Below are 24,318 nucleotides of genomic sequence, written 5' to 3' on the forward strand. Positions count from 1 at the left end.
CTATCGTGCGGAGCTGTTTTCCTCTTCATCCTCCCCGAGATTTCCTTCGGTACAGAGGATCACATCACTGGTCTTGTCGTGCTTTTGGACACATTCATTGGTCACTTTGAGGTAGCTGATCTCCTGGTCCAGGGATTTGAGGATCCGGGGCTTCTTCTCGGAGAAATGGGCGTAATCGAAATGTTCCGTCCGATCCCCGAGCTCTTCGTCGATTTTGTTGACAGGCTCGATGCAATGCTTGGCCTCGTCGCCGTTTTCAGCCTTGGCGACACATTTTTTGGCCGCTTCCAGAGTGACGAGCAGTTTGGGCAATAGCCGTTTCTGCTTCTTGAGGTAGCGCTCTCCTAGAATATCGATAACCTTTCGCTCCTGCTCGGGGGTAAGGTTCTGATCTTCGCTCTCCGGGTTGATTCCCAGACTCTGCATCTTGGCCTGGAGATCTTTGACGGAGGCGATGTAATCTTCCGTCCGGGTTTCGGCGGCGGGGTTGGATGTGTACTCCTCATCCACGACGACAGGAAAGTCGGGAAGCTTGAACTGATCCTCCGGGATCTTGCGGTTGAGGACGACCTGCACCGCTTTGCGTTCACTGTGAAAGCCCGGAGCGTCGATGGTGATGGAGAGGGGGATCCCCTTGTAGAGGCAGATCTTCTGATCTTTGGCTTTCCAGAGTTCGCAGGGGAAGCCGGCCACTTTGCCCGTGCCGATCTTATGGCCCTTCATCTCTTTGATCAGTTGGATATTCTCCTGGGAGAGGTCTTCGCCCTCGGCGATAGAGAGGTCCAGGGAGCGGTCACGGGTCTTGTAGATGGTCTGGTCGTCATAATCAACGGTATAGATGGTCCCGTGGTCCATTTTGGTCAGGGAATGGATATCGCGGGTCTCGTTGTAATCCCCCTTCTGCACCTCCGTGGCATCCTCTTCCTTCAGTTCCCTCGCACCCCACTGGTCGAAGACCAGCCGGGCGATTCCGTGGGTCTGGGTCGAAAAACCGTTGGCGGAGTGGCCAGTGATGTTGATATCGTAAAAGATCATTCCCGATTGGACCGGATAGCGTTTGAAAATACCTTTGGCCTGAAGCATTCCCGTCCCCGCTATCAGGGCAGCGGCAGTGATTGAGATGAAAACTCTCTGAGACATAGGCTGATCCTAAACAGAAGATTAACGATTATAACACATTTGGTTAATAGATCGGAAACATATTTCACAGAGTATAATAATGCCGACAATGAAAAGATAAGGAAGAGTATGGATCGTCTCATCGAATGGTTGAAAAAAGAGGGAGGGTTGCGCGTCATCGACGAACCCCTGGATGTGGAGCTGGAGATCCCCCACGTAGCCTATTTGGAGGTCAAAAAGGGTGAAGCCTCCCGGCCGCTCCTCTTTACCCGTCCCGTGTGGCGGGCCAAAGGGATCGAATACGATATGCCGGTACTGATGAACCTCTACGCCAACCAGGAACTGACCCGAAAGATCCTCGGCCGCCATCCCGATGAAGTGGCCGTCGGCATCGAAGAGCTGATGAAACTCAAACCGCCCAAGGGACTCAAAGCCAAGCTTCAGATGCTGCCCAAACTCCTAAAACTCAAAAACGTCTTTCCCAAGCGGCTCAAATTCAAAGGGGAGTGCCAGGAGATCGTGATTCCCAAAGAAGAGGTCGACCTGGATGCCCTCCCCATTCTCAAAACCTGGCCCGAGGACGGGGGGCGCTTCATCACGATGGGACAGGTCTATACCCGCAGCCTTGACGGCACGATGCAAAACCTCGGGATGTACCGCCTCCAGCAATACGACAAAAAACGCCTCGGGATGCACTGGCAGATTCATAAGGACGCCAGCCACTTCTTCGACCAGTACCGTGATGCCGGCAAAAAAATGCCCGTCACCGTCTGCCTCGGCGGCGACCCCCTCTACATCTGGTGCGGCCAGGCCCCGATGCCCCACGGGATGTTCGAGCTGCTGCTCTACGGCTTCATCCGGGGCAAGAATGCCCAGCTGGTCAAATCCCTCAGCAACGATATCTATATCCCCCGTGATGTGGATATCGTCATCGAGGGGAGCGTCGATCCCGCAGCGATGGAGGTCGAAGGTCCCTTCGGCGACCATACCGGCTACTATACCTTGCCCGAGCCTTTCCCCGTGATGGAGGTCCAAACCGTCACGATGAAGAAAAATCCCGTCTTCCCCGCTACGGTAGTCGGCAAACCCCCGCTGGAGGATAAGTATATGGGATGGGCGACCGAGCGGATCTTCCTGCCCATGCTCAAGCCGATGGCCCCCGATCTGATCGATTACAATATGCCCGAAAACGGGGTCTTTCACAATCTGATCCTGGCGAAGATGGAGGTACACTACAAAGGGCACGCCCAACAATTTATGCACGCCTTTTGGGGTGTGGGGCAGATGAGCTTTGTCAAACACGCCGTCTTCGTGGGCAAAGAGGCTCCCGAGCTGACGGAATACGAAGCTCTGACGCGCCATATCCTCGACCGTCTCGATCCCGAGAAAATCCTCATCACCCAGGGGATCGTCGATCAGCTCGACCACTCCAGCCCCCAGACGCTGGTCGGGGGCAAGCTGGGCATCGACGCCACCGGCCCCAAGGTTCCCCGGGCCATCGAAGAGCATCTAAGCGACCAACTCCTCCTGGAGAAGGCACAAGCCCTCGCTCCCGAAGTCCGGGCACTCAAACAGTATATGACCGACACGGCCAACCCGATTACGGTCATCGCCATAGAGAAGAAGCGCTCCGCCAAAGCCACTATCGACGCCCTCGAACCCCTGAGCCGCTATATCGCTGTGCTCGTCGTCGTGGATACTATCAACAACGATCTGGAGAACCCCTATATGCTTCTCTGGCGGGTCGTCAACAACATCGACGCCCAGAGGGATATCTTTTTGCAACCCTTCATCGCCATTGATGGAACCAATAAAAACAGTCTCGACGGCTATGTGCGCCTGTGGCCAGGGGATACCCATTGCGATGAAGCAGTACTCGAGAGACTCAGGGAAAAGAGGATCATCGACCTCGACGAGACGCTGATCCGGAAGTGGGGATTGCTTCCTTTCGATCTCTATGGTGACAAGGGTATGGATTAAGTCTCATTTAATAATTTAATATATATAATTTCGCTGTTGATAAAAAATATTATTTCAAAAAGGAGATCAAATGATCGTTACCAAAAAAGCACCTGATTTTACCGCTCCCGCCGTCCTGGGCGATGGAACCATTGTCGAGGATTTCAACCTCTATGAGAATATGGGAGAGAAGGGGACCGTCCTCTTCTTCTACCCTCTGGACTTCACCTTCGTCTGCCCCTCCGAGCTGATCGCCTTCGATCACCGGCTCAAAGAGTTCCACGACCGCGGCATCAACGTCATCGGCTGCTCCGTGGATAGCCAATACAGCCACTTCGCCTGGAGAGAGACTCCGGTGGACAAGGGCGGTATCGGCCGGGTAGGGTATCCCCTGGTCGCCGACCTGACCAAGCAGATCGCCCGGGATTATGACGTCCTGCTCAATGAAGCCGTCGCACTGCGGGGTTCCTTCCTCATCGACAAGGACGGCACCGTCCGCCACGCGGTCATCAACGATCTGCCTCTGGGACGGAATGTCGACGAGATGCTCCGTATGGTCGATGCAATGCTCTTTACCAACGAGCACGGTGAAGTCTGCCCCGCCAACTGGCACAAGGGCGAAGAGGGGATGAAACCCGATACCGAAGGGGTCGCCGAGTACCTCGCCAAGCACGCCGAAGAGCTCTAGGCTTCCGGCACTGCCGAGCGGCGGCTTCGGTATTCTGCGCATCTATTTTGCTAGAATGTCGAATCAGCCACTCTATAATGAGAAGGATAGACGAGTGAAAAACTATGCCGAAATTTTGAAAGAGCACGGGCTCAAAGCCACCTTTCAGCGTATGACCATCCTGGCGGCCATCGACAGGATGGGGCATGCCAATGTGGATGAAATCTACGAGGAGGTTCGCCAGAGCCATCCCACCCTCTCGCTGGCTACCGTCTACAAAAACATCGTCACGATGGTGGAGCAGGGGGTCCTGGTCGAAGTCCCCATCGTCGGGAAAAAATCGAAATATGAACTCAAAAAGAAGGAACATCTTCATCTGATCTGCACGGAGTGCGGTAGTGTCCGGGATCAGGCCCTCGATGAGATCCTCAGCGAAGACACCGACAAAGTGGCCTGGGACTCCTCCTTCGAGCTCAAAGAGCGCCAACTCAACCTCTACGGCATCTGCAGCGATTGCCGAAACAAGCAAGCCTCCGCCTAAGAGCCTTCCCGCTCCTCCCTCACTTTTCAAGCACCGATTGGATATAATCTACCCAAAATCATCGTCCCGAAACGGGAAGGAGTGCTTATGAATTTCGGCAATCTCTTCCGGGGTATGCGCAAGCAGCAGAGCAATGACGCCCCCAGCCACTGGATCAAATGTCCCAAATGCCTCTCTTTGATGTACTACAAAGAGGTCGAAGCCAAACACAACGTCTGCCCCAAATGTTCCCACCATTTCCGGATCGGGGCGAAAGAACGCATTGAATTGCTGGCGGACGAGGGGAGCTTCGAAGAGAAGGATGCCGGTCTGGTTCCCGTCGATCCCTTGAAATTCGTCGATAAAAAGAGTTATAAAAAACGAATCGAAGAGAATAAAGCCAAAACGGGTGGCCGCACCTCCTCCGTGATCAGCGGCAGTTGCACCATCGAAGGGCAGCCGACGGAGCTGGTCGTCTTCGACTTCGCCTTTATGGGGGGAAGCCTGGGCTCCGTAGAGGGGGAAAAGATCGTCCGTGCCGTCCACCGGGCCATCGAGCGCCAGGCCGGAGTCGTTATCGTCTCCGCCAGCGGCGGGGCGCGGATGCAGGAAAGCACCTTCAGCCTGATGCAGATGAGCAAAACTTCTGCCGCGCTTCATCGCCTTCACGAAGAGGGGCTCCCCTTCATCTCTGTCCTCACCGATCCCACGATGGGCGGGGTGAGCGCCTCTTTTGCCATGCTGGGCGATATTATTATGGCCGAGCCCAACGCCCTGATCGGTTTTGCCGGACAGCGGGTCATCAAGCAGACCATCGGCGCCGACCTTCCCGAAGGCTTTCAGCGGGCGGAATTCCTCCTCGAACACGGCCTCATCGATATGGTCGTCGACCGGAACAATATGAAAGAGAGCATCGGCAACTTTCTCAAACTCTTTCTCCAGCAAAAATGAGCCTCTTTCGATGAGTCGCACGGCGTTTTGTTCCCTTTCTCTACTTTTACTTTTGTCCACGCAATCTGTCTCCGCTACCGGTTCGGCATCCGGAGCTTGCCCCACCTGTTCCGCGGTAAAATCAAGTATGATTTGTGATTATCATGTCGGCAAACTTCATAATCGCAGCTATCAGCCAAGTTGCCTGGACTATGCCCGATATGTCGATATCGACGGAGCCCATGCCAAGGCTGCCTGGTACTATCTCCTGGGCAATCGCCCAGATATGGCACTCCGTGCGGCCCGTAAGGCGTTGGGAGAAGGGCAGAGCTATGCTGCCGAGTATGCCTGGTTTGCCTTGGTCATCGAAGGTAAAGCGGAGGAGACTGCAAAATTGATGAAACACCATCTTCCGACCATCCGTGCCATAGGTAAGGGGTTTACCCGGGATCTCGACCTGATGAAAACCCTCTATCCCAAAGTAGGTTTCCGAAATATTTCACACGAAACTTAACCAATATGACAAGGTTTTGAAATTGTTGATGAGTTTGAAAAGAAAGCAAAAAAATGGATTGTGGAAAAAAGGGGGATGGAAAATCGGTTCCGCTGAAAGCGAAACCTGAAAGGTTTAGAGAGGGGTGACGTTCTCGGCCTGGGGGCCTTTCATTCCTTCACCGATCTCGAAAGAGACTTTCTGGCCCTCGTAGAGAGAGACGCGGCCGCCTTCAGGGTTGTTGACTTGACGGAAGTGAACGAAAACATCGTTCCCACCATTGTCCTGCTGAATAAAACCGTAACCTTTTTCGTCGTTGAACCATTTAACGGTTCCGTGATGCAATTCTGCCATTGTAGTACCTTTTTGATGTAATATTGAATCAAAATGTCGGGGAGTCTTCAGGGTCTAGCGGAGCAACGGTAAAGCGGCAACACGTCTAACACACAGAAGATGAACTCGAACCTCATCTATCTTCGGGGACCATTATAGCTGCAATATTCCGCAATAGCAAGGCTTTTGGAGAAATTCTTTCTTTTTTCTCAATCGACCGGGATAAAGGCCTCGGTCCGGCCCTTGTATTCGAGATAGAGATCCCCGTCGTGATAGTCGGGAAGGCGCTTGCAGGAGATATGTTTGAGGGACTGGGGTTCGATGGGTGTGGGGGGGACGACTCCGGAGTAAGAGCGCAGCGTGGCGGGGTAGAGGGAAGTATTGAGGATCCAGAAATCACTGTAATCGGGATGCTCCGCCAACTCCTTCTTCACCCCGCGCTTCTGGGAACTGGCCAGGCCTTCGAGCAGAAAGACATCGTGGTGGAAGCTGTCCTCGGCTCCTTCGGACAGTAGTTCCCCCCGGGCATTGCGGGAGACAAAGGCGACGATATCGATCCCGTCCCGGGTGCGGCGGTTGATGGTGCGGTAGAGTTCCCGCTTGTCGCGGATGGAGTCCATCCCTTTAAAGGAGTGGTAGGTATCGATATGCCCCTCTGAGAGCAGCCGGTCGAGACGGTCGAATTGCTCCATCTCGTAGGCGATCTTTTTGTCTTCGATATAGGCGCGGGCCCGTCGGGCGAGTTGCCGGCTCTTTTCTCTGACGCGCCGGTTGAGCAGCGGATCGATGTACTGGCGCACCAGGAGGATGGCCCAGGCGAAGATCCGGCCGAAAAAGTAGCCGAGACGATCGAGAAATCGGTTGATGGGATGATCAGGCCCGAGCGTCCGCTCCAGCCAGGTAAAAAACCAGCTGAAAGCGAAAACTTCCAGGATTGGTGTCAGCCAGGAGTTGAAGAGCAGGGAAGTGAATTTGCCCAGGACCAGCAGCAGGGTCTTCGAAAGGCTGATGATCACCACCTTGAGCTCCGTAAAGAGGAAGAGGTGGGTCAGGTAGCCGCTGCTGTAAAGCAGCCAGAAGCCAAAAGCAGAGGCGAGGGTGGCCAGAAGGATATTGCGCAGCTTGGCCCGGAAATCGAGGCCGAGGTAATACTCTTTCGCCTCCCGAAGAGCAGTGGAGGCGGGACGAAAGATATTGCGGCGCAGCCAGCGGGAGAAGACATTGTCCAGGAACCAGCGCTTGAGGAGGAGTAGACCTCCCTGAAAAAGAGTCAATCCTTTGAAATAGGCAAAGAGTTTGAGTTTGGAAGCGCTGTAAAAAGCGAGGATGGCCCCTTTGAAAGCCAGAGCGGCCGCCAGCATATATCCCAGGATCCAATCGAGGCTCCCGGGGAAGATATCGTAGAGCAGAAGTGCCGCCAGGAAGGGGATGAGGATCAGCAGGGCGATCAGATTCCGGCGGCGCACGACAGACTCAATCCTCGTCGGTGGAATCGGTGGTATAGACCCCGGTGGCTGTCTTCCAGATGATGGAGGCGTTGAGCCCCAGCCAAATGATCAATCCCATACCGATGGTAGCGATCCACCCCAGGACCGTCCAATTGGAAGTATCGAGCCACCCTTTCGAGGAGAGACCGTAGACGAAAGCGCCGATCACCGCGGCAGCAATCAAGGCGCCATACCATTTGAGACTCTGATAGATCGCTTTGAAAGCCATTAGCCAAAAGGCGAACATCACCAGGATATAGAAGGGGTGGAACCCCTCCATAGGATTCCCGCGCAGGATATAATGAACAAAATCGTGCCCCGTCGGGTTCCAGGTGCCGATCGCCAGGGCCATAGAGAGGATCAGCGATACCCACCAGCGCAGATGCCGGACGGTACGCCCGTCTTTGGTCTTTGATTTTTTGATCAAAATGTCAGGAAGCATTTTTGAGCCTTTTTTGAGACAATTATATAGAAAATGTCCCTGTTTTGGCTATGGGGCATACTCCTCTGTTATAATGTTTGCAGCATCAAATCAGGAGGTTGGTCATGGCTGAATCGATCCAGCACCGCGGAGGGAGCTGCCCCGGAGTCTACCTGACGCTTATGTCGGTCCCTTTTCTCTTCGTGGCGGTACTGGCGGCGGGGTATGCCCGATACATCCCTTTCGATATCGGGTTGCATACCCTGATCACCGTCGCCTTCATCTTTCTCATCTTCCTCTTTTTTATCCCGCACAACGCCAGCTACGCCGCCTGCCGGATCTCCAAAAATTTCGCCCTGATGGAGCAGGACCTGCAGGAGGGGCTCCGGCGCAACGCCCTGACCATTATGGGGAAGACCAAATCGACCCTGACGGTCCGGGATTTTCTCGATGAGTACTTCAAGGCGGTTCGCGACGACAATTATGCCCGGGTCGCCGCGACGATCTTTCCTATGCTGGGTATTTTGGGAACCTTCCTGGCCATCGCGATCTCGATGCCCGATTTCACCGTCAACAGCAGCGAAAAGCTCGATCAGCAGATCTCGATCCTGCTGGCAGGAGTCGGGACGGCCTTCTACGCTTCGATCTACGGGATTTTTCTCTCCCTCTGGTGGATCTTTTTCGAGCGGAGGGGATTAGCGAAGATTGAACGGCAGATCCAGGCGCTTGAAGAGCTCTACAACGACAAGATCTGGAAAAAGAGCGAGCTGGTCAAACACGAGCATATGCAGAGCGAGCTCAAAGACCAGAAGATCATCCAAACCCTCCAGGAGACCTTCAACCTCGACTTCATCAAAGAGATGAGCAGCCAGTACCTGCGCAGCTATCAGAGCATCGTCGAGGAGACGACCCGGAGCTTTTCCCTCCTGGCGGAGAAGATGCAGGAGAGTTCCCGGGAGCTCCGCCAAACCCTTGAGCGTCTGGAGTCCCGCCGTGAAAGCGTCCAGGCCGAGGAGCTGATGGAGAAGAACCTCCAGCAGTTCGTCCGGACCGCCCAGCGCCTCGAAGAGGGCCTGGAGCACTTCGACAACAGTGTGGAGCGGAGCCTGGAGAAGATCGATTACGAGCTCGCTTCGGCTGTGGAGCGTCTGGGGCGTATGACCGAGCTGATCGCCAGAGAACAGGAGAAGCTCAGCCGCCTCGGCAAGCGTGCCTCCCGGGAGCACCGGGCGCCGGATCTGTTTGAGGATGCGTGATGTTCCAGCGTGACCGCCGCCCCGAAGAGAGCAACAACTTCTGGATCTCCTACGCCGATCTGATGGCGGGATTGCTCTTTGTCTTCATTCTGCTCATCGGCGCCATCGTCTCCAAATCGGTCCTGATGCGGGCCAACCTTCACGAGAAGGAGCAGCGACTCGAGCAGGCCCAAAGCGACCTCAAGGCACGGGAAGATCAGCTACAAAAGACCCGTCTACACCTGCAAAAGCTCCAAAAGGCGCTTCAGGAGAAAGAAAGGGCACTTCGCCAAAGCCGGAAACGCCTGGCCCAAATGCAACGGGATCTCGAAGAGAGGGAAAAGAAGATCGTCTCCGGTTGGGAGATGATCTCCAACCAGCAAAGCACTATACAGCATCAAAAAGAGCACATCGCCGCCGCTGAGGAAAAAATCCGCCTCCAGGAAGAGGAGGTGCGCAAACTCCATCTCCTCCTCGAGGACCTGAAAATGCAACTCAAGCGCCAAAAGGCTGCCGGAGCGCGCCTGGCTTCCACGGTCCGGGAGCTCAATGCCTCCCTCGATGCCGCCCACCGGCTCAACGAGAATCTCAAGAAGAACATGGCGGAGCAAGAGGATCTCATCACCCTGAGCAAAAAGGATCTGAAACTCAAACAAAAAGAGCTCGAAAAGCTCAATCAGCTCCTGCTGGCGCGAAACGCCAAGATCGACGAGCTCAACAAAAAGGTCATCATCCTCCAAAATCTGGGCCAGGAGAGCAACGTCACCCTCCAGCAGAAGCAAAAAAAGCTCCAGGAGTATGCCAACAAGGTCATCGTCCTCTCCAATAAACTTACCCGCACCGAAAACGAGCTCAGACTCAAAGACGAGAACCTCACACGTCTCCTGGAGGCGCTCGATAAGCAAAAGAGCCGTTACGAGGATCTCATCGCCCGCCTGCGCAAACAGCGGGCCCGGATCAAATCCCTCACCGGGATCCGGCTGAAGGTCATCGACGCCCTCAAAGAGACCCTGGGCAAGCGGATCGCCATCGACAAAAAGAGCGGGGCGCTGCGCCTTTCGTCCAAGATCCTCTTCGACAAAGGGAGCGCCGAGCTCAAAGAAGAGGCCAAAGCGGAGCTCAAGGACACGTTTGAGAAATACATCGCCGCGCTGATGAGCAACCGGGCGATCCGCCCCTATCTCGACCGGATCATCATCGAGGGGCATACCGACAGCGACGGCGGCTATCTCTACAACCTGGAGCTCTCCCAGAAACGGGCCCTGGCGGTGATGAACTACCTCCTGAGCCTTCCCATCGCCCAAAAATATCATCTCAAGAAATATTTGGTAGCCAGCGGCCGTGCCTATATGGACCCGATCATCAAAAACGGTGTAGAGGACAAGGAGGCTTCCCGGCGGATCGAGATCAAATTCACCCTCCGTAACCGGGAGCAGATGTATGAAATCGAAAGGATCCTCGATGAGGGAAAAGGAAAGCGTCAACTCTTTTGAACCCCGCCATCTGCGCCAGGCGAATCAAGAGCTTCGTCAGTTAGAACATGAAATTTTCGCACCGACAGAGAGTCGCGAATCCTCTCCAAAGATCGAGGCGAAGGCGCCGGGCTTTTTGCGTCGATGGTGGCGGATGCTTTTCGGCGGAGCGTGAAGATCAATGAACGGGAATGTCTTTCTTGAACCGGTCGAAAGCCGCTTCGATATCCGATGCATCCGGTTCATCGGTCAGGTCGATGTAGTAGGTATAGAGGAGCTTCATCCCGCGGCGAAGCTCCATACGCAGATAGGCGCTGGGGAAATTGCTGGTGGCTTTGATGGGGGCGTTGCCGTTGGAACGGCAGACGATCCCCTCTTTGGTGGTCACTTTTAGCAGGTAAGGGCATTCCGAACGGAAGCGGTAGAGCTTTCGTAGGGTTTTCTTGGCATCGGGATCGGGGGGAAAGACCTGTAGTGCCAGGCAGGAGGGCGGATTCTTGCTGAGATTTTTGTCGTAGAGTTTCACATAGGGGTGTCGATCACTGCAGGCACTCAGAAAGACCAAAGCGGCAGTGAGGGCTCCGGCAAAAGAGATTCTATGCATAAGGCAAGGACTCCTTGATAAAAAGTGGCGTTATTGTACTCTCATATTGAGTGCTGAGAGTTGAGGGTTGATAGATTCTTCGTAATTCTCCATTTCTCAACTTTCAATTCGGTTCCTCACTCCTCATTTGAAAGCCACGCTTTCATTGCTTACTCGGTTGCTTTATTATTCAGTCCCCCTATAGTAGAATAGAGCGAATAAATCCCGAAAGGAGATGTCATGTTGCGACGAATTGTCTATTGCCGGGACAGCCTCCCCAGTGATGAAGAGATCATCCATCAACTGCGAAGCTTCTTCGCCCGCAGCCGTGCCCTGCGCAACGCCCTACAGCCGGGCTCAGCACTCAACCGCCTCCAGCGCCAGCGCTGCCGGCAGAACCTCCAAACGCTGGAGATGCTGGAGCGGCAGTTCCACGCCATCGACCATCGGGAGGATTACCGCCATCTCCACCGCCGGCTCCGCCGCTATCTCTACCTCGACGGTCGGGGGCTTCTCCTGACCCTCGGCACGGAAGAGATGCAGCGCGTCGATCTCTTCATCCCCGCATAAAGGCAGCATCAATATGACCCTCGAATCCCTCCAGCAGCTCATCGAGGAGAAACCCGGCGTTCTCCTCTACTTCTCCGGCGAATCGTGCAATGTCTGCCACGCCCTGCGCCCCAAGGTCAAAGAACTCTTCGAACAGGAATTCCCCCTGGTTGAGCAGGTCTTCCTCAATGCCCACGAGCATCCGGAGATCTCCGCCCATTTCCAGGTCTTCTCCGTACCGACCCTGATCGTCTATCTCGGCGGCAGAGAATTCGCCCGCGAGGGGAGGGCGGTCAGCCTGCATGCCCTGGCTCAGAAGCTCCGGCGCCCCTATACCTTGATGACGGAAGCGTGAAAAACCCCTGCATAGATATTTTTTAATATAAGGACAAAAGAGCTATGAAAAACGATTACGGCCTCTCCATCTGGGGGGACGGCAATTTCCTCATCGACGGCGAAACGGTCAATGTCAACCACGGCCTGAGCCCTTCGTTGCTGGAGATCACCCGCCACATCCGCGAGCAGGGCTACAAGGGGCCGCTGCTGCTTCGATTCCCCCACCTGATCCGCAAGCAGATCGATACCCTCTTCGGCGCCTTCGAACGGGCGCGCCGGGAGTTCAAATACAGCGGAAAGTTCCACGCCGTCTTCCCCCTCAAGGTCAATCAATACCCCAACTTCGTCGAATCCCTCATCGAAGTTTCGGGCCGACGGCGCTACGGGCTCGAGGCCGGCAGCAAAGCCGAGCTCATCATCGCGATGGCCAAGACCCCGCTGGGTGCGCCCATCACCGTCAACGGCTTCAAAGACAAAGAGATGATCGCCTTGGCATTCATCGCCGCCAAGAGCGGGCACAACATTACCCTCACCATCGAGGGGATCAACGAGCTGGAGACGATCATCGAAGTCCACCGGGAGTGCAACCGCGATGCCTCCGCCCCCATCACTCCCAAGATCGGTATGCGGATCCGCCTGCATAGCACCGGCGTGGGCATCTGGGCCAAGAGCGGGGGCTACAGCTCCAAATTCGGCCTTACCTCCACCGAACTGCTGGAGGCTTACGAAATGCTCCGTCAGGAGGATCTCATCGGCAGTCTGGCGATGATCCACTTCCATATCGGTTCCCAGATGAGTGAGATCGGGCCGCTGAAAAAGGCGCTGCGGGAAGCGGGGAATATCTACGCCGAACTCAAACGCCGGGGAGCGGAGAACCTTCACGCCATCAATATCGGCGGGGGCCTCGCCGTGGAGTACAGCCAGCACCAGCCCAGCCGCAACTACTCCATCAAAGAGTTCGCCAACGACGTGGTCTTCGCCATGCAGGAGATCGCCCGGCAAAAAGGGGTCGAAGAGCCGGATATCTTCACCGAATCGGGGCGTTTCATCGCCGCGCCCCACGCCGTGCTGGTGGCGCCGGTGCTGGAGCTTTTCAGCCAGGAGTACCACGAGCGGAGCCTCCGTCTCAAACCCGAGGGGCAGAACCCGCCCCTGGTCCAGGAGCTCTACGACCTCTACCGCTCCCTCAAGCGCACCAACGCCCGGGAGTATCTTCACGACGCCCTGGACCATATGGAGAGCCTCCTGACCCTTTTCGACCTGGGCTATATCGACCTGGAGGACCGTTCCAACACCGAGATCCTGGTCAATCTCATCGTCAAAAAGACCGTGACCCTCCTGGAGCGGGAAAACTCCGACGAGCTCAAGCGCCTCCAGAACCGTATTCAGGAGAAGTATCTGGTCAACTTTTCGATCTTCCAATCCCTTCCCGATTTCTGGGGGCTTGGCCAGCATTTCCCCATTATGCCCCTCCATCGCCTCGACCAGCGTCCCAGCCGCCCCGCCAGCATCTGGGACATCACCTGCGACAGCGACGGTGAGATCCCCTTCGACCCCGACGCGCCGCTGCTGCTTCACGATATCGACGTCGAAGAGGAGGAGTATTTCCTGGGGATCTTCCTCACGGGAGCCTATCAGGAGGTCCTGGGGATGCGGCACAACCTCTTCACCCATCCCACCGAAGCGGTGATCGAGTTCGACGAGGAGGGGGAGTGGAGTGTCACGGGCATCATCGAGGCACAGAACCTGATGGACATCCTCGAAGACCTGGACTACGACCTCGGCCAGATCGACAAGAGCCTCAAAACACAGATCGAAGACTCCGAACATCTCAACGAGACGGAGAAGCAGGCAGTGCTGGGCAAACTCTATCTCTACCTGAGCGAGAACAGTTATCTCAAGACCATCCAATCCCGACTGGGAGGAGAGTAGATATGAGCCTATGGCAACTGATCCGGGAGGATTTCGCCACCGTCAAGAGAAACGACCCGGCCCTTAAGAGCAAATTTGAACTTTTCTTCAACTATCCCGGGGTCTGGGCCCTCTTTTTCTATCGAATCGCCCACAGCCTCTACAGCAAAGAGTTCAAACGTCTGGCCCGTTTCATTTCAGCGATGGGGCAGTTCCTGACCGCCGTCGACATCCACCCCGGTGCCCGGATCGGCCGGCGTGTCTTCATCGACCATGCCACCGGCGTGGTGATCGGAGAAACGGCGATCGTCGGTAACGATGTGCTGATCTACCAGCAGGTGACCCTGGGCGGGGTCAGCCTCTCCAGGGGCAAACGCCACCCCACCGTCGAAGACGGTGTCATCATCGGCGCCGGGGCCAAGGTCCTGGGCAATATCACCATTGGGCGGGAGAGCAAGGTCGGAGCCAACTCCGTGGTGATCCGTGACGTGCCGCCTGGCTGCACCGCCGTAGGTGTCCCGGCCCGCATCGCCCAGCGCGTCGACAACAAGGCCCCCCTCAGCCACAACGTTATGCCCGACGTCAACCGGGAAGTTTTCGAGTATCTCCTCAAACGCATCGCCGTCCTGGAACACACCATCAAAAGCGGGGATCTGGAGACGATGGAGAAGCAGGACCACGAGCTGGACGAAGTCTACAAAAACTTCATCGAAGCGATGAAGCGCTAAGCTCCGCGAAATGCCAAGCCCTCTGAGTCTCGGAACTCCCCTCTACGATCTCTCGACACTTGGCCCCCTCACGACCGGAATCTTCCTGGACCGTCCCAACCGCTTCGTCGCCGAAGCCGAAACGGAGGAGGGGGTCCGTCGGGTCCACGTGGCCGACACCGGCCGCCTCGAAGAGATCCTCACTCCCGGCCGTCCGCTGCTGCTACGCAGGAACCCTCCCGGGATGCGCACCTCCTACACCCTCATCGCCGCAAAGATGCAAGAGGGATGGGTGCTCATCAATACCCGCCTCCACCGTCCCATTGCCCGTCGGGCCATCGAACTGGGAGTGCTGGGCTTTCTGCCATCCACGATCAGGGAGGAGGTCTCCTTCGGAGAGAGCCGTCTTGATTACCGGGCCGACGATACCTTTGTCGAGCTCAAAGGCTGTTCCCTGGTCCAAGAGGGTCTCTGCCTCTTCCCCAACACTCCCACCACCCGCGGTACCCGGCACATCCGAGAGCTAATCGCCGCCGTAGGGCGGGGATATAAAGCCAGCCTTCTGATTATGGGTCTGCGCCCCTGCCGCTGCTTCGCCCCCCATCCCGAAAGGGATCCTGAGTTTCGCAAGGCTTTTTACGAGGCATTGGATGCGGGAGTGGGCTTTCGCGGTTTTCACGTGGGGATCAATGAAGAGTTGAGAGTAATCTATGATGGGGACTTGAAATTGTGTAAATAGTAAATAGACTTGGAGAATAATATGAATGAAAAATAAAAAATGGTGAATTTGGTTGCGGGAGGAGGATTTGAACCTCCGACCTTCGGGTTATGAGCCCGACGAGCTACCGGACTGCTCTATCCCGCGTCCGTTGAGAAAAGAAGTTTGAATCCGAAGATTCAAATGGATGGGGTAGAGGGACTCGAACCCCCGAATGACTGGACCAAAACCAGTTGCCTTACCACTTGGCTATACCCCAAACGTTTGAAAGTTTGGAACATAAACACATTTGTTTATGTGGACGGCATTATAAGGCAAAGTGCTCCATTTGTCAAGGGGTATCGGGATAATTTCATCAATTTTTTTCAAAATTTCATACCGGAGCTCCTCAGAGCCCCAGCTCCTCCATACAGGCGACGCAGTAGAGCGATTCGGGAGCGAGGCGCAAACGCTCGAGGGGGATGGGCTCTTCGCATTCGCGGCAGATGCCGTATTCGGGTGTATCGATCCGGGCATAAGCCTGTTTGAGGCGGTTGAGGCGCTTGACCGCCTCGTTGTAGCGCTGGATATGGACCTGCTGATCCTGTTTGAAACTGATATGGGCGACCTTGTCGCTAGGGCCTTCGCCCCGCTCGGGGTAGAGGGAGGCCTGGAGCCGTTCGATTTCCTCGGAAAGGGTCTCGATCTCCCGCTCAATGCTCTTTTTGAATTCGATTTTCTCTTCCCGTGTCACCGCTGTCACTCCTTGGGTGGGATCTTTGCGGCATTATAGCCCATCATCGAGGTAGTCCGGGATGGGAATAGAGTATAATCAGGACAAAAGAACAAACACGATCTGCAAGATAAAGGAGAGGAATGTCTGAAGCGATTCAACGTGTCGAGCGGGCCATCGACGAGATCAAAAAGGGCCGTATGGTCATTATGATGGATGATGAGGACCGGGAAAACGAGGGGGACCTGGTCTATGCTGCCACCTTCAGCACCCCTGAGAAGGTCAACTTTATGGCCAAAGAGGCGAGGGGGCTCATCTGCGCTCCCGTAACCCGGGAGATCGCTCAGCGCCTCGATCTGGTCCCGATGGTCGAGCGCAACGACTCCCAGCACGAGACCGCCTTCACCGTCAGTATTGATGCCGCCAATGCCCGCACCGGGATCTCCGCCGCGGAGCGGAGTGAATGCATCAGTCTGCTGGCCTCCCCCATCAGCAAGCCGGAGGATTTCGTCCGGCCGGGGCATATCTTCCCCCTCATCGCCAAGGATGGAGGCGTGTTGGTACGCACGGGACATACCGAAGGCTCCATCGACCTGTGCAAACTGGCCGGCCTGGCCCCCGTGGCGGTGATCTGTGAAATCATCAAAGACGACGGCACGATGGCCCGCCGTGACGATCTGCGGGAGTTTTCCAAGCGCCACGATATGCCCATCGTCTACATCTCCGATCTGGTGGAATACCGCCTGGCCAACGAGAAGCTGGTCAAACGCCTCGACGAAGAGGAGATAGAGTTTCGCGGAGTCAAAGTGACGAAGATCCGCTACGAAGACCACCTGAGGCGCATCCACACCGTGATCCAGTTCTACAAGATCCACGAAAGCGAAAACGTCCGCTTCCACAACATCGGCCCCGACATCGACCTGATTCTGGACGACAAACGCTACCGGGCTATGGAGAATGCCATCGACTATCTCAAACACAACGGCGGCCTGCTGATCTTCCTCGATTCCAAGACCGTCTCCAAAGAACAGGCCAAAGAGATCGGCGTCGGTGCCCAGATCCTCCAGGACCTGGGTGTCCGCAGCATCAAACTCCTGACGACCAATGTGGAGACGGAGTTTGTGGGGCTTAGCGGGTTTGGATTGGATGTGGTGGAAAAGATCGATATCGGGTAGAAAATAGTTTAAATATGATAGTAATACGAGCCACTTTGCCTAGTAAGAATTTGCCGGTACGTCGTGTATTGGCAAAGTTGTTTCAATCTTATGTCTATAAACATCTTCCAGCAAAAGAGCATCAGGGATACAAACACCCAAGTGGCAAAGTGTTTAAATCAATGAATTTTAAAATTCTTTATAAAGATTATAATCTTATAATTAAATATGTTTCCCACAATAAAAATTATGAAAGAAGAATTGCAGAGGCGGTACTTATTGATGGATTGAAATTGGGAGAAATTCATATTGCAAGTACAGAACTCTCTTTGCACAATAGAGAGATTGAATTAGGAAAAAAAATTAAGGTACAAGGTTATGTCGCTGCGGCGATCAAAGACGGACATTCGAATAAAAAGATTTATCTTGAGCCTAAAACGCATAAATATCAAGAGATCATCCATAAACATACAGAACAAAAGTATCAAGCTCTTTTCGGTAAGCCTTATGAGGGAGATCTAAAAATTAAGCTTTTGTATCAAAGTAGAAAGCCAAAAAGATTTTTTTATAACAAGGGTGCAATCGTTGTCTGGCACGGAGTGTATGAGATCGAAGCGGAAGAGAAGATGCTGAAGCTGATCCTTGATACCGGACTCGGAGCCCACGCGATGCAGGGGGTGGGATTTGTGGAAGTTGTATAAAAATGATGAAATTTGCTATAATTTTTCATAATCTATCAAGAGGAAAAACAGCTTGCTGTATGACGAGATTGTGGCATATCTCAAAACGCTGAAGCCGGAACTCGAAAAAGAGGGAATTATTTCGCTCGGTCTTTTCGGCAGTTTTGTAAAAAAGAGTGCCGATGAGAAGAGCGATATCGATATCGTAATAGAAACGACAGACAGATTTGTACAGAAGTACAGGGGCTGGAGTGCGTTTGCCTATATTGACGAACATCTTCGAAACAGAATCGAAGAGAAGTTTCACAGAAAAGTGGATATTTTCGACAAAAACAGCGATTCTCCTCTGAAAAAGAGGATTTTGGAAGAAGTTTGTTATGTCTGAAAGGGAACTGCAACGACTTGGGACTATTTTGGAGAAGATCGAAATGATTGAGAATATCGTACAAAAATACAGTTTTGTCTCCAAAGCGCTTGAGGATGAATTACTGGCAAAACCGGCTATATTGATGCATCTAACCTCCATAGCGGAACAGTTTTCGAAACTCAGAAATTCTGAAATAGTAGAAAAATTTGATCCATCAGACATCAAGGGTGCTGTAGCGACGCGTAACTTTATTGCACACGATTATGACGGAGTCAATTTGAGCGTGATTGAAATGACAATACGCGAGAGATTGCCGGTGGTAAAAGGGGTAATAGAGGCCATCTTGGAGGATCGGAATGGGTGATATCATAACCGCTTTTGCCAATATCGGTACGATTTACCTCGAAGATGAAAGACGCGTAAGAAATAAGGCATATGAATATCAAACTATCAAAACCTACCTGCTGGATATTGAATCAAAAACGATAGAGCCTTCAGTCAATATAGCCAGAGATGATCTGATTATCACACGTTTTGGTGTAGGTGCCAACAGTGGTAATCTCTTTCCAAATGTGCCTTTCGAACCCAAAAATCTCCAGAAAGATTTTCCCAAATTTGTCCGAGGTATTTTGAAAGCCAATAAAAACTTTCTCTCTTTTTTCGATGAAGATCAGATTAAAAAGAATGAAATACTTCAAAAAGTAGCAAAGATAGACGACGCATTTTTTGATGAACTAAAAGAAGAGATCATGGTATTGCCAAAATATGCGAAAGAGAAAGGTACCAGGGGAAAGGTAGCTACTTATTTTTCTCTGTCATTCCATCAAAAACCTCTTTCTGCCTATTTTAAAGATATATATGAGAAGTTTTTAACCAAAGAGGAGACTTCACCGCTGTACGGGTATGACATACTGACCAATAAAAAAGGTGTCGGCGGCGATCCTCATCTGGCTTTTTGCTCTGTCAATGAACTTCCGACTAAAATGAAAGGGGTTAAATACAGGTTGCTTCCCCTCTCTGAAGAAAGTGCGAAAAAGATTAAAATCGGTTTCAATGTGATGGATAAGAATCTGTCTCACAACTTTTACGGCTTGAAAATGGCGATGTTGCCGATTCTCTTACAGGATGATGAAAAACTGTATCGTGATATATTGTCCATTATGGAACGAACAGTCAAAGGTGAAATCAAAGAGATTGAGGAGAGCGAAATATTTATTGATGAGATGCTTGAGGAAGTGGCACATCAGGAAAAAAATCTCCCGGTGCTCAATACAATACTCTTTTATCAAAAAAGCAATGCAGCGGTAGATGTGTTGCTGCAAATCGATGATTTGCTTCCCTCCTATATCAGCAGAGTCAGCCGGACAATGGCGAAATACAATATTAAAGCGTTCAAAAGTGATGCCGGTGGTGAAGAGAGTATCTATCTGCAAAATATTTTCGAAGAGAGACTTGATATTATGAATTTGCTGCTTTCAACGCAAAAGATTGAGAGTGATTTGCTTGTCGAAAAGTTTTCACAATTGCTCTATTGGGGAAATATTAACAAAAAGTATGCATACCCATTGGACTGGGGAAAGTATTTTAACGGTTACTATGCCGGTCGATCCATCGATGCAATAGTTCGATATGTTGGATTATTTAAAGAGCTTGATAAGATAAGAGGGGATTTAAAAATGGAAAAGGAGCCTGTCATGGGAGAAGAGACAAAAGAGAATATTATTGAGACACTTTTACAGGAAAATGAATTTCTGGACAACGACGTGTTGAAAACAGCATACCTGTTGGGTATGCTTGCCGCCGCTTTGAGTAACTGGCAGTATGCCGTTAGCCAGAATGACAGTTTTAACAGATGGCTCAATAATTTCGGTGCAATTACCAAAGAGAGGTTAGATCGGCTCTGGAAAAAGGAGGAAGAGACTGTGCGAAAACTCACTTCTGTCTCCGGTCATGGCAACAGAGCTGCCAACAGGATTCAGGAGATGCTGATAGAGTATGCGCCCAAAGCCTTTAAAGAGAGTGGAGTGGTCAAAAGCAGTTATGTGTCACTTGCCTTTGCGATGGGTGGGAGTGACTTTGGAAAATATATCAAAGAGGAGCGATAGATGATACAAAAAAAAGAGATACTCTTTTTGTGGGACGGGGAGAACTGGAATCCAAACGGCGATATGCTTAATGACAATGCACCGCGTATCGATGAAGAGACAGGTGTTGCGGAAGCGACGGATGTACGCATCAAACGAACGATCCGGGATGAGTTGATCAAAAAAGAGGGTGAGGATGCTGTGTTTATCAAAGAGTATAAGCGGGATGAAAATATTCTCGACTGTAAAACCGCTATCCGGGAAAATGGTATCGATATCAAACAGAGCAAAGCAGACCTTGAGAAAGAGATACTTTCAAGATTTATCGATATACGTGCTTTTGGCGGAGTATTGCCTGTCTCAGATAAAGATGAGATGAAAAAAGATAAGGAGATCACAACTGCTGGTCTGCAGTTTACCGGTCCGGTACAGTTTCGTATGTCCAAATCACTCCATCGTGTTTCAGTAGAACACATCAAAGGTACCGGTGCCTTTGCAAGTGACTATTCCGATACAGAGGCAAAAAAACAGAAACAACAGGCGACATTCAGAGAAGAAGATTTTTTACAGTATGCACTTTTTGCAACCTACGGTGTAATGGACAACTACAATGCCAAAAAGACAGATTTTTCGGAAGAGGATGCACAAAAGGTGATCGATGCGCTTTGGTACGGCACCAAAAACCTTATCACCCGCTCCAAAATGGGACAGACACCACGCTTTATGCTGGTGATCACCTACAAAGATGATCGTTTTGCGGGCGACTTGAACAATAATCTCGATTTTATCGGTAAAAAAGATGATGAAGCGATCCGGAATATTCAAGATTATACGATAGATTTCACAAGATTGAAGGCAAAACTTGCAAGATATGCGGAAAGTATCGAGAAAATTGAATATTTCGTAGATTACGATTTCGAGCAAAACCATAAAGATCAGTTTGAAAGTGACTGGATCAAGATCGAGCGATGAGTGAGAAGCATTTTGTAGCATTCAAAGTGTGGGGAGATTATGCCCACTTCTCACATCCGGCTACGATCTACTCCAGCCTTACCTATCCGTTGCCGCCCAAAACAGCGATTATGGGATTTTTGGGTGCGTTGATCGGTGAAGATGCACACCATAAACTCTCTTCTATTCGCTACAGTGTCAAAATCGATCGACCGCTGGTCAAAAAGCGTTTTGTATTTAACGGTATCAAGTTTGCGCTCTCAAGCAATATGCACATCGATAAAGGGTATCAGGATGCGGGTGAAAAGAAGCAGTTTTACAGAGAGTTGATCTGTAATCCGGCATATACTATCTTTTTAGAGATCTCCGGACTGGAGAAAGCGTATCGCGAGCGTATCGTGGAACATCTCAGAGAGCATAAGACTTGTTATACCCCCTATCTCGGGATCAATTTTTGTATTGCTGATTTTTTGTGGATACCGGTCGAGTCGTTTGAAAAAGTGACAGATGCGGAGTGCAAAATCGATACATTTGTGCCCAAAGAGGATTTTATGTTCGATGCTGAGAACTATGGGGTCAGGCTCACTACGACAAGAATGGCTTGCGGTGTTGAAGAGGGAAGGGTGTTTAAAGATTTTCAGGAGTTTGTCGTAGAGATCAGTGCCGGGCAAAAGATCGATGCCAAAAATAGAGGCGATATTTACAGGCTGAACGATTACTATGTCTATTTCGTCTGAAGTCTATCTCTCTCATCCGGATAAACCGTATACTCAGCATATTCGCAATATGTTCGATGCGAATGATATACCGCTGGAGCGAAGCGTTAAACTGTATCATGATATCGCCAAACTGAAAAGTAGTTTTCAGTACTATATTCGCCATCCAGGGGAAAGTGTCAAAGATAAAAACCATACCCTTCTTTCCGGATATATCTTCCTGCTCAACAACGACTTTGAAACCAAAGAGATGCTTTTCGGATTTCTGAGTATCGTATCGCACCACAGCAGGGTGATCGATCTGTTTGACCTACGGGAAGACAATCGCTATATCGGCAGATACTGCTGCAACTCCGCAGAGCTTCAGTTTTTGGATGAGGTTATCGAACATGCAAAAGTTACCGGACTCTATCCTCCGCTTAACGCAGATGTCGCAGATCTGGAACAGAAAAGTGAAACATACCGTAAGTTTCTCAGAAAAGCCTCTTTTCAGACATCTTTTGTCTATGGTGATTTTATCGCTTTTAAAAAGCTTTTTGCTTCACTCATATACAGCGACAAGTTCGAAGCGATTTTTAGTATTCCCAAAGAACCGAAGAGAATGATACCGGAAAATGTTCTGGCAGAATATATCCGCAGACTTCCGTATCATGAAAAACGTGATCGGTTCAGAAAACATGTTCTTGAAAGTTTTGACAAGGAGAGAAGACTCTTTCGGCTTACCGCGCCGACAGGGTATGGTAAAACGCTGACAGCGCTGCAGTTCGCTTTGCAGTTCGAAAAAGAGAAGATCATTTTTGCACTCCCTTTTACCTCCATCATAGATCAGACATATAGTGTGATTTCTGATATTTTCAAAGATACAGAGATCGATATCTTCAAAATCCACCACAAAACGGTTATCGATGAAGAGCATGACGAAGACCGCTATTCGAAAGTGAAATTTCTGATGAGCTCTTTCAGTGGCGAGATCAATGTCACAACACTCTACCAGATCATCTTTGCGATGTTTGGCAACAGCAATAAAGACAATGTCAAGTTTAATCAGTTTAAAAACAGTGTAGTCATCATCGACGAAGCCCAGTCGATACCCTACCGTTTGCGAAAAGATTTTATTGCTTTGACCAGAAAGATCAGTGAAACGATGAATACCGTTTTTATATTTATGTCCGCAACGATGCCGGTGGTGGGTGATGAATTTCTTGAAATCTCCGATTTGTCATACTTTCACGATCAGAACCGGTATCGGCTCAAATGGCTCAATCTTCCAAACGGTGAAGAGACACTGAAAGATATGATTGCCCATGCTGCGCAGACAAAACATACACTCTGTGTTGTCAATACTATTCAAAAAGCGCAGGAGCTCTATCTTTGGTTCAGAGGGGATTTTGAGTGTTATGCTCTGAATGGCTATATGACCGATACGGACAAACAGCGTGTTATCGCTGCCGTCGCGAAGAGACTGGAACAAAACGAAGAGAAGATTCTGCTGATATCTACACAATCGATAGAAGCCGGGGTTGATCTTGACTTTGATATCGGTTTCAGAGAAGTGGCACCGATTAGCTCGATTATCCAGACGGCAGGGCGTGTTAATAGAAACTTTAAAAAGGAGCAGGCGACACTTTATGTTTTCGAAGAGATCAGCGGCTATACCGATTTGATCTACGGTGATTTGCAACTGATCAGCAAAACGATCTTTTCACTGCTGCAGGAGAGAGATATACCAGAAAGCGACATTCTGGAGGTGAGCGATCTCTACTTTCAGAAACTTCACAGCCAGCTGGAAAGTGCATTGATTGATGAAGAGATAAAAAGGCTCGCTTTTGCCGCAATCAACCAAAAAATCGAAGAGGTGATGGATGGAGGCAACTATAAGAGACTGGTGATTGTCGAGCCGTATGAAGGATATGTCAAAAAGATTGAACAGCAATTGTTGGAGCTGCGAAGCAGCCATCTTGATAAATTTGTTTTAAAAGACCAGGTTGAAAAAGTTGTCAAAGAGTTGAGTCGATTTGGTGTCAATGTCTCTCTCAAAGATATTGAGAGATTCACTACTCGTTTGAACAGTATCCGAACACTGCCCAACATGATCTATCTTCCTTTTGGTGCACCGGAATATTCAAAAGAGTATGGTGTCCGCAAAGTCGGGATGGAGAGTGCAGAGAATATATTTGATTGACAATATCCTGTCACTATGCTACAATATGACAA

At 51.3% G+C, this 24,318-nt stretch carries 27 protein-coding genes and 2 tRNA genes; 21 read left to right on the forward strand and 8 right to left on the reverse strand.

Annotation, left to right across the window (positions count from 1 at the left end; genetic code table 11):
* The gene (locus NITSA_RS05215; RefSeq protein ID WP_013553976.1) at positions 1–1,140 is read right to left on the reverse strand and encodes a hypothetical protein; all 1,140 of its coding nucleotides are present in this window, start codon (positions 1,138–1,140) and stop codon (positions 1–3) included.
* Positions 1,141–1,248: 108 nt separating this feature from the next.
* Here NITSA_RS05215 and NITSA_RS05220 point away from each other — a divergent pair, with 108 nt between their 5' ends.
* The 5 genes from NITSA_RS05220 to NITSA_RS05240 all read left to right on the forward strand — a co-directional run bounded on the left by NITSA_RS05220 (position 1,249) and on the right by NITSA_RS05240 (position 5,709).
* Entirely contained in the window at positions 1,249–3,099 is a 1,851-nt protein-coding gene (locus tag NITSA_RS05220; protein WP_013553977.1) for a menaquinone biosynthesis decarboxylase, read from the forward strand.
* Positions 3,100–3,169: 70 nt separating this feature from the next.
* The gene (locus NITSA_RS05225) at positions 3,170–3,766 is read left to right on the forward strand and encodes a peroxiredoxin (RefSeq protein WP_013553978.1); all 597 of its coding nucleotides are present in this window, start codon (positions 3,170–3,172) and stop codon (positions 3,764–3,766) included.
* A gap of 94 nt (positions 3,767–3,860) precedes the next feature.
* Complete coding sequence (locus tag NITSA_RS05230; protein ID WP_013553979.1) at positions 3,861–4,286, forward strand: Fur family transcriptional regulator; 426 nt, start codon at positions 3,861–3,863, stop codon at positions 4,284–4,286.
* 87 nt (positions 4,287–4,373) lie between these two features.
* On the forward strand, positions 4,374–5,216 hold the full coding sequence (gene accD, locus NITSA_RS05235; protein WP_013553980.1) for an acetyl-CoA carboxylase, carboxyltransferase subunit beta: 843 nt from the start codon (positions 4,374–4,376) through the stop codon (positions 5,214–5,216).
* Positions 5,217–5,343: 127 nt separating this feature from the next.
* Positions 5,344–5,709: a hypothetical protein gene (locus NITSA_RS05240; RefSeq protein WP_042203758.1), complete on the forward strand. Its 366-nt coding sequence runs from the start codon at positions 5,344–5,346 to the stop codon at positions 5,707–5,709.
* Positions 5,710–5,823: 114 nt separating this feature from the next.
* On the opposite strand, the gene NITSA_RS05245 is transcribed toward NITSA_RS05240, so the two are convergent.
* The 3 genes from NITSA_RS05245 to NITSA_RS05255 all read right to left on the reverse strand — a co-directional run bounded on the left by NITSA_RS05245 (position 5,824) and on the right by NITSA_RS05255 (position 7,950).
* Positions 5,824–6,042: a cold-shock protein gene (locus tag NITSA_RS05245; RefSeq protein WP_013553982.1), complete on the reverse strand. Its 219-nt coding sequence runs from the start codon at positions 6,040–6,042 to the stop codon at positions 5,824–5,826.
* 188 nt (positions 6,043–6,230) lie between these two features.
* Positions 6,231–7,487, reverse strand: coding sequence for a hypothetical protein (locus NITSA_RS05250; protein WP_013553983.1), 1,257 nt, complete (start codon positions 7,485–7,487; stop codon positions 6,231–6,233).
* Between the two features lie 7 nt (positions 7,488–7,494).
* The gene (locus NITSA_RS05255; protein ID WP_013553984.1) at positions 7,495–7,950 is read right to left on the reverse strand and encodes a DUF6524 family protein; all 456 of its coding nucleotides are present in this window, start codon (positions 7,948–7,950) and stop codon (positions 7,495–7,497) included.
* Between the two features lie 104 nt (positions 7,951–8,054).
* On the opposite strand from NITSA_RS05255, the gene NITSA_RS05260 reads away from it, so the two are divergent.
* The 3 genes from NITSA_RS05260 to NITSA_RS05270 are packed head-to-tail and all read left to right on the forward strand — an operon-like array spanning position 8,055 to position 10,811.
* Positions 8,055–9,185: a MotA/TolQ/ExbB proton channel family protein gene (locus tag NITSA_RS05260; RefSeq protein ID WP_013553985.1), complete on the forward strand. Its 1,131-nt coding sequence runs from the start codon at positions 8,055–8,057 to the stop codon at positions 9,183–9,185.
* Entirely contained in the window at positions 9,185–10,657 is a 1,473-nt protein-coding gene (locus tag NITSA_RS05265) for an OmpA family protein (RefSeq protein ID WP_013553986.1), read from the forward strand. The genes NITSA_RS05260 and NITSA_RS05265 overlap by 1 nt, the downstream gene beginning before the upstream one ends.
* On the forward strand, positions 10,626–10,811 hold the full coding sequence (locus tag NITSA_RS05270) for a hypothetical protein (RefSeq protein WP_013553987.1): 186 nt from the start codon (positions 10,626–10,628) through the stop codon (positions 10,809–10,811). The genes NITSA_RS05265 and NITSA_RS05270 overlap by 32 nt, the downstream gene beginning before the upstream one ends.
* A 3-nt stretch (positions 10,812–10,814) precedes the next feature.
* Here NITSA_RS05270 and NITSA_RS05275 read toward each other — a convergent pair whose 3' ends face one another.
* On the reverse strand, positions 10,815–11,240 hold the full coding sequence (locus NITSA_RS05275; protein WP_013553988.1) for a hypothetical protein: 426 nt from the start codon (positions 11,238–11,240) through the stop codon (positions 10,815–10,817).
* 219 nt (positions 11,241–11,459) lie between these two features.
* On the opposite strand from NITSA_RS05275, the gene NITSA_RS05280 reads away from it, so the two are divergent.
* Genes NITSA_RS05280 through sfsA form a run of 5 tightly spaced genes read left to right on the forward strand, consistent with a single transcriptional unit; the run spans position 11,460 to position 15,461 of the window.
* A complete protein-coding gene (locus NITSA_RS05280; protein WP_013553989.1) occupies positions 11,460–11,789 on the forward strand; it encodes a hypothetical protein in 330 nt (109 codons plus the stop codon).
* A 13-nt stretch (positions 11,790–11,802) separates the two neighbouring features.
* On the forward strand, positions 11,803–12,123 hold the full coding sequence (locus tag NITSA_RS05285) for a thioredoxin family protein (protein WP_013553990.1): 321 nt from the start codon (positions 11,803–11,805) through the stop codon (positions 12,121–12,123).
* Between the two features lie 44 nt (positions 12,124–12,167).
* Complete coding sequence (speA, locus tag NITSA_RS05290; protein ID WP_013553991.1) at positions 12,168–14,036, forward strand: biosynthetic arginine decarboxylase; 1,869 nt, start codon at positions 12,168–12,170, stop codon at positions 14,034–14,036.
* A 2-nt stretch (positions 14,037–14,038) separates the two neighbouring features.
* A complete protein-coding gene (gene cysE / locus NITSA_RS05295) occupies positions 14,039–14,743 on the forward strand; it encodes a serine O-acetyltransferase (protein WP_013553992.1) in 705 nt (234 codons plus the stop codon).
* Between the two features lie 10 nt (positions 14,744–14,753).
* Positions 14,754–15,461, forward strand: coding sequence for a DNA/RNA nuclease SfsA (sfsA, locus tag NITSA_RS05300; protein ID WP_013553993.1), 708 nt, complete (start codon positions 14,754–14,756; stop codon positions 15,459–15,461).
* A 49-nt stretch (positions 15,462–15,510) separates the two neighbouring features.
* Here the strand turns inward: sfsA and NITSA_RS05305 are convergent.
* The 3 genes from NITSA_RS05305 to NITSA_RS05315 all read right to left on the reverse strand — a co-directional run bounded on the left by NITSA_RS05305 (position 15,511) and on the right by NITSA_RS05315 (position 16,173).
* A tRNA-Met gene (locus NITSA_RS05305) sits at positions 15,511–15,587 on the reverse strand.
* A gap of 37 nt (positions 15,588–15,624) precedes the next feature.
* Positions 15,625–15,699 (reverse strand) — tRNA-Gln (locus NITSA_RS05310).
* Positions 15,700–15,828: 129 nt separating this feature from the next.
* Positions 15,829–16,173, reverse strand: coding sequence for a TraR/DksA family transcriptional regulator (locus tag NITSA_RS05315; protein ID WP_013553994.1), 345 nt, complete (start codon positions 16,171–16,173; stop codon positions 15,829–15,831).
* 122 nt (positions 16,174–16,295) lie between these two features.
* Between NITSA_RS05315 and NITSA_RS05320 the strand changes: the two genes are divergently transcribed.
* From NITSA_RS05320 to cas3, 8 genes are all read left to right on the forward strand, one after another.
* Entirely contained in the window at positions 16,296–17,327 is a 1,032-nt protein-coding gene (locus tag NITSA_RS05320; protein WP_013553995.1) for a bifunctional 3,4-dihydroxy-2-butanone 4-phosphate synthase/GTP cyclohydrolase II, read from the forward strand.
* A 14-nt stretch (positions 17,328–17,341) separates the two neighbouring features.
* Positions 17,342–18,007, forward strand: a complete 666-nt coding sequence (locus NITSA_RS05325; RefSeq protein ID WP_013553996.1) for a CRISPR-associated endoribonuclease Cas6 — start codon at positions 17,342–17,344, stop codon at positions 18,005–18,007.
* Between the two features lie 70 nt (positions 18,008–18,077).
* Positions 18,078–18,371 carry a nucleotidyltransferase family protein gene (locus tag NITSA_RS05330; protein ID WP_245526283.1) on the forward strand — a complete coding sequence of 98 codons (294 nt, stop codon included), beginning with the start codon at positions 18,078–18,080 and terminating at the stop codon, positions 18,369–18,371.
* The gene (locus NITSA_RS05335) at positions 18,364–18,717 is read left to right on the forward strand and encodes a HepT-like ribonuclease domain-containing protein (protein ID WP_042203764.1); all 354 of its coding nucleotides are present in this window, start codon (positions 18,364–18,366) and stop codon (positions 18,715–18,717) included. The genes NITSA_RS05330 and NITSA_RS05335 overlap by 8 nt, the downstream gene beginning before the upstream one ends.
* Positions 18,710–20,458 carry a TM1802 family CRISPR-associated protein gene (locus NITSA_RS05340; protein ID WP_013553999.1) on the forward strand — a complete coding sequence of 583 codons (1,749 nt, stop codon included), beginning with the start codon at positions 18,710–18,712 and terminating at the stop codon, positions 20,456–20,458. The genes NITSA_RS05335 and NITSA_RS05340 overlap by 8 nt, the downstream gene beginning before the upstream one ends.
* Before the next feature lie 3 nt (positions 20,459–20,461).
* A complete protein-coding gene (cas7b, locus tag NITSA_RS05345) occupies positions 20,462–21,409 on the forward strand; it encodes a type I-B CRISPR-associated protein Cas7/Csh2 (RefSeq protein ID WP_042204239.1) in 948 nt (315 codons plus the stop codon).
* Positions 21,406–22,125: a CRISPR-associated protein Cas5 gene (gene cas5 / locus NITSA_RS05350; RefSeq protein ID WP_013554001.1), complete on the forward strand. Its 720-nt coding sequence runs from the start codon at positions 21,406–21,408 to the stop codon at positions 22,123–22,125. The genes cas7b and cas5 overlap by 4 nt, the downstream gene beginning before the upstream one ends.
* Positions 22,109–24,286 carry a CRISPR-associated helicase Cas3' gene (cas3, locus tag NITSA_RS05355; RefSeq protein ID WP_013554002.1) on the forward strand — a complete coding sequence of 726 codons (2,178 nt, stop codon included), beginning with the start codon at positions 22,109–22,111 and terminating at the stop codon, positions 24,284–24,286. The genes cas5 and cas3 overlap by 17 nt, the downstream gene beginning before the upstream one ends.
* Positions 24,287–24,318: the final 32 nt, after the last annotated feature.

This window comes from Nitratifractor salsuginis DSM 16511 (assembly GCF_000186245.1).
GTDB lineage: Bacteria > Campylobacterota > Campylobacteria > Campylobacterales > Sulfurovaceae > Nitratifractor > Nitratifractor salsuginis.

Excerpts from the sequence above, each read along its gene's own strand:
- NITSA_RS05215 (WP_013553976.1), bottom strand. The coding sequence starts at position 1,140 with ATGTCTCAGAGAGTTTTCATCTCAATCACTGCCGCTGCCCTGATAGCG.
- NITSA_RS05220 (WP_013553977.1), top strand. The coding sequence starts at position 1,249 with ATGGATCGTCTCATCGAATGGTTGAAAAAAGAGGGAGGGTTGCGCGTC.
- NITSA_RS05225 (WP_013553978.1), top strand. The coding sequence starts at position 3,170 with ATGATCGTTACCAAAAAAGCACCTGATTTTACCGCTCCCGCCGTCCTG.
- accD (WP_013553980.1), top strand. The coding sequence starts at position 4,374 with ATGAATTTCGGCAATCTCTTCCGGGGTATGCGCAAGCAGCAGAGCAAT.
- NITSA_RS05240 (WP_042203758.1), top strand. The coding sequence starts at position 5,344 with ATGATTTGTGATTATCATGTCGGCAAACTTCATAATCGCAGCTATCAG.
- NITSA_RS05245 (WP_013553982.1), bottom strand. The coding sequence starts at position 6,042 with ATGGCAGAATTGCATCACGGAACCGTTAAATGGTTCAACGACGAAAAA.
- NITSA_RS05255 (WP_013553984.1), bottom strand. The coding sequence starts at position 7,950 with ATGCTTCCTGACATTTTGATCAAAAAATCAAAGACCAAAGACGGGCGT.
- NITSA_RS05260 (WP_013553985.1), top strand. The coding sequence starts at position 8,055 with ATGGCTGAATCGATCCAGCACCGCGGAGGGAGCTGCCCCGGAGTCTAC.
- NITSA_RS05265 (WP_013553986.1), top strand. The coding sequence starts at position 9,185 with ATGTTCCAGCGTGACCGCCGCCCCGAAGAGAGCAACAACTTCTGGATC.
- NITSA_RS05270 (WP_013553987.1), top strand. The coding sequence starts at position 10,626 with ATGAGGGAAAAGGAAAGCGTCAACTCTTTTGAACCCCGCCATCTGCGC.
- NITSA_RS05275 (WP_013553988.1), bottom strand. The coding sequence starts at position 11,240 with ATGCATAGAATCTCTTTTGCCGGAGCCCTCACTGCCGCTTTGGTCTTT.
- NITSA_RS05280 (WP_013553989.1), top strand. The coding sequence starts at position 11,460 with ATGTTGCGACGAATTGTCTATTGCCGGGACAGCCTCCCCAGTGATGAA.
- NITSA_RS05285 (WP_013553990.1), top strand. The coding sequence starts at position 11,803 with ATGACCCTCGAATCCCTCCAGCAGCTCATCGAGGAGAAACCCGGCGTT.
- speA (WP_013553991.1), top strand. The coding sequence starts at position 12,168 with ATGAAAAACGATTACGGCCTCTCCATCTGGGGGGACGGCAATTTCCTC.
- cysE (WP_013553992.1), top strand. The coding sequence starts at position 14,039 with ATGAGCCTATGGCAACTGATCCGGGAGGATTTCGCCACCGTCAAGAGA.
- sfsA (WP_013553993.1), top strand. The coding sequence starts at position 14,754 with ATGCCAAGCCCTCTGAGTCTCGGAACTCCCCTCTACGATCTCTCGACA.
- NITSA_RS05320 (WP_013553995.1), top strand. The coding sequence starts at position 16,296 with ATGTCTGAAGCGATTCAACGTGTCGAGCGGGCCATCGACGAGATCAAA.
- NITSA_RS05325 (WP_013553996.1), top strand. The coding sequence starts at position 17,342 with ATGATAGTAATACGAGCCACTTTGCCTAGTAAGAATTTGCCGGTACGT.
- NITSA_RS05335 (WP_042203764.1), top strand. The coding sequence starts at position 18,364 with ATGTCTGAAAGGGAACTGCAACGACTTGGGACTATTTTGGAGAAGATC.
- NITSA_RS05340 (WP_013553999.1), top strand. The coding sequence starts at position 18,710 with ATGGGTGATATCATAACCGCTTTTGCCAATATCGGTACGATTTACCTC.
- cas5 (WP_013554001.1), top strand. The coding sequence starts at position 21,406 with ATGAGTGAGAAGCATTTTGTAGCATTCAAAGTGTGGGGAGATTATGCC.
- cas3 (WP_013554002.1), top strand. The coding sequence starts at position 22,109 with ATGTCTATTTCGTCTGAAGTCTATCTCTCTCATCCGGATAAACCGTAT.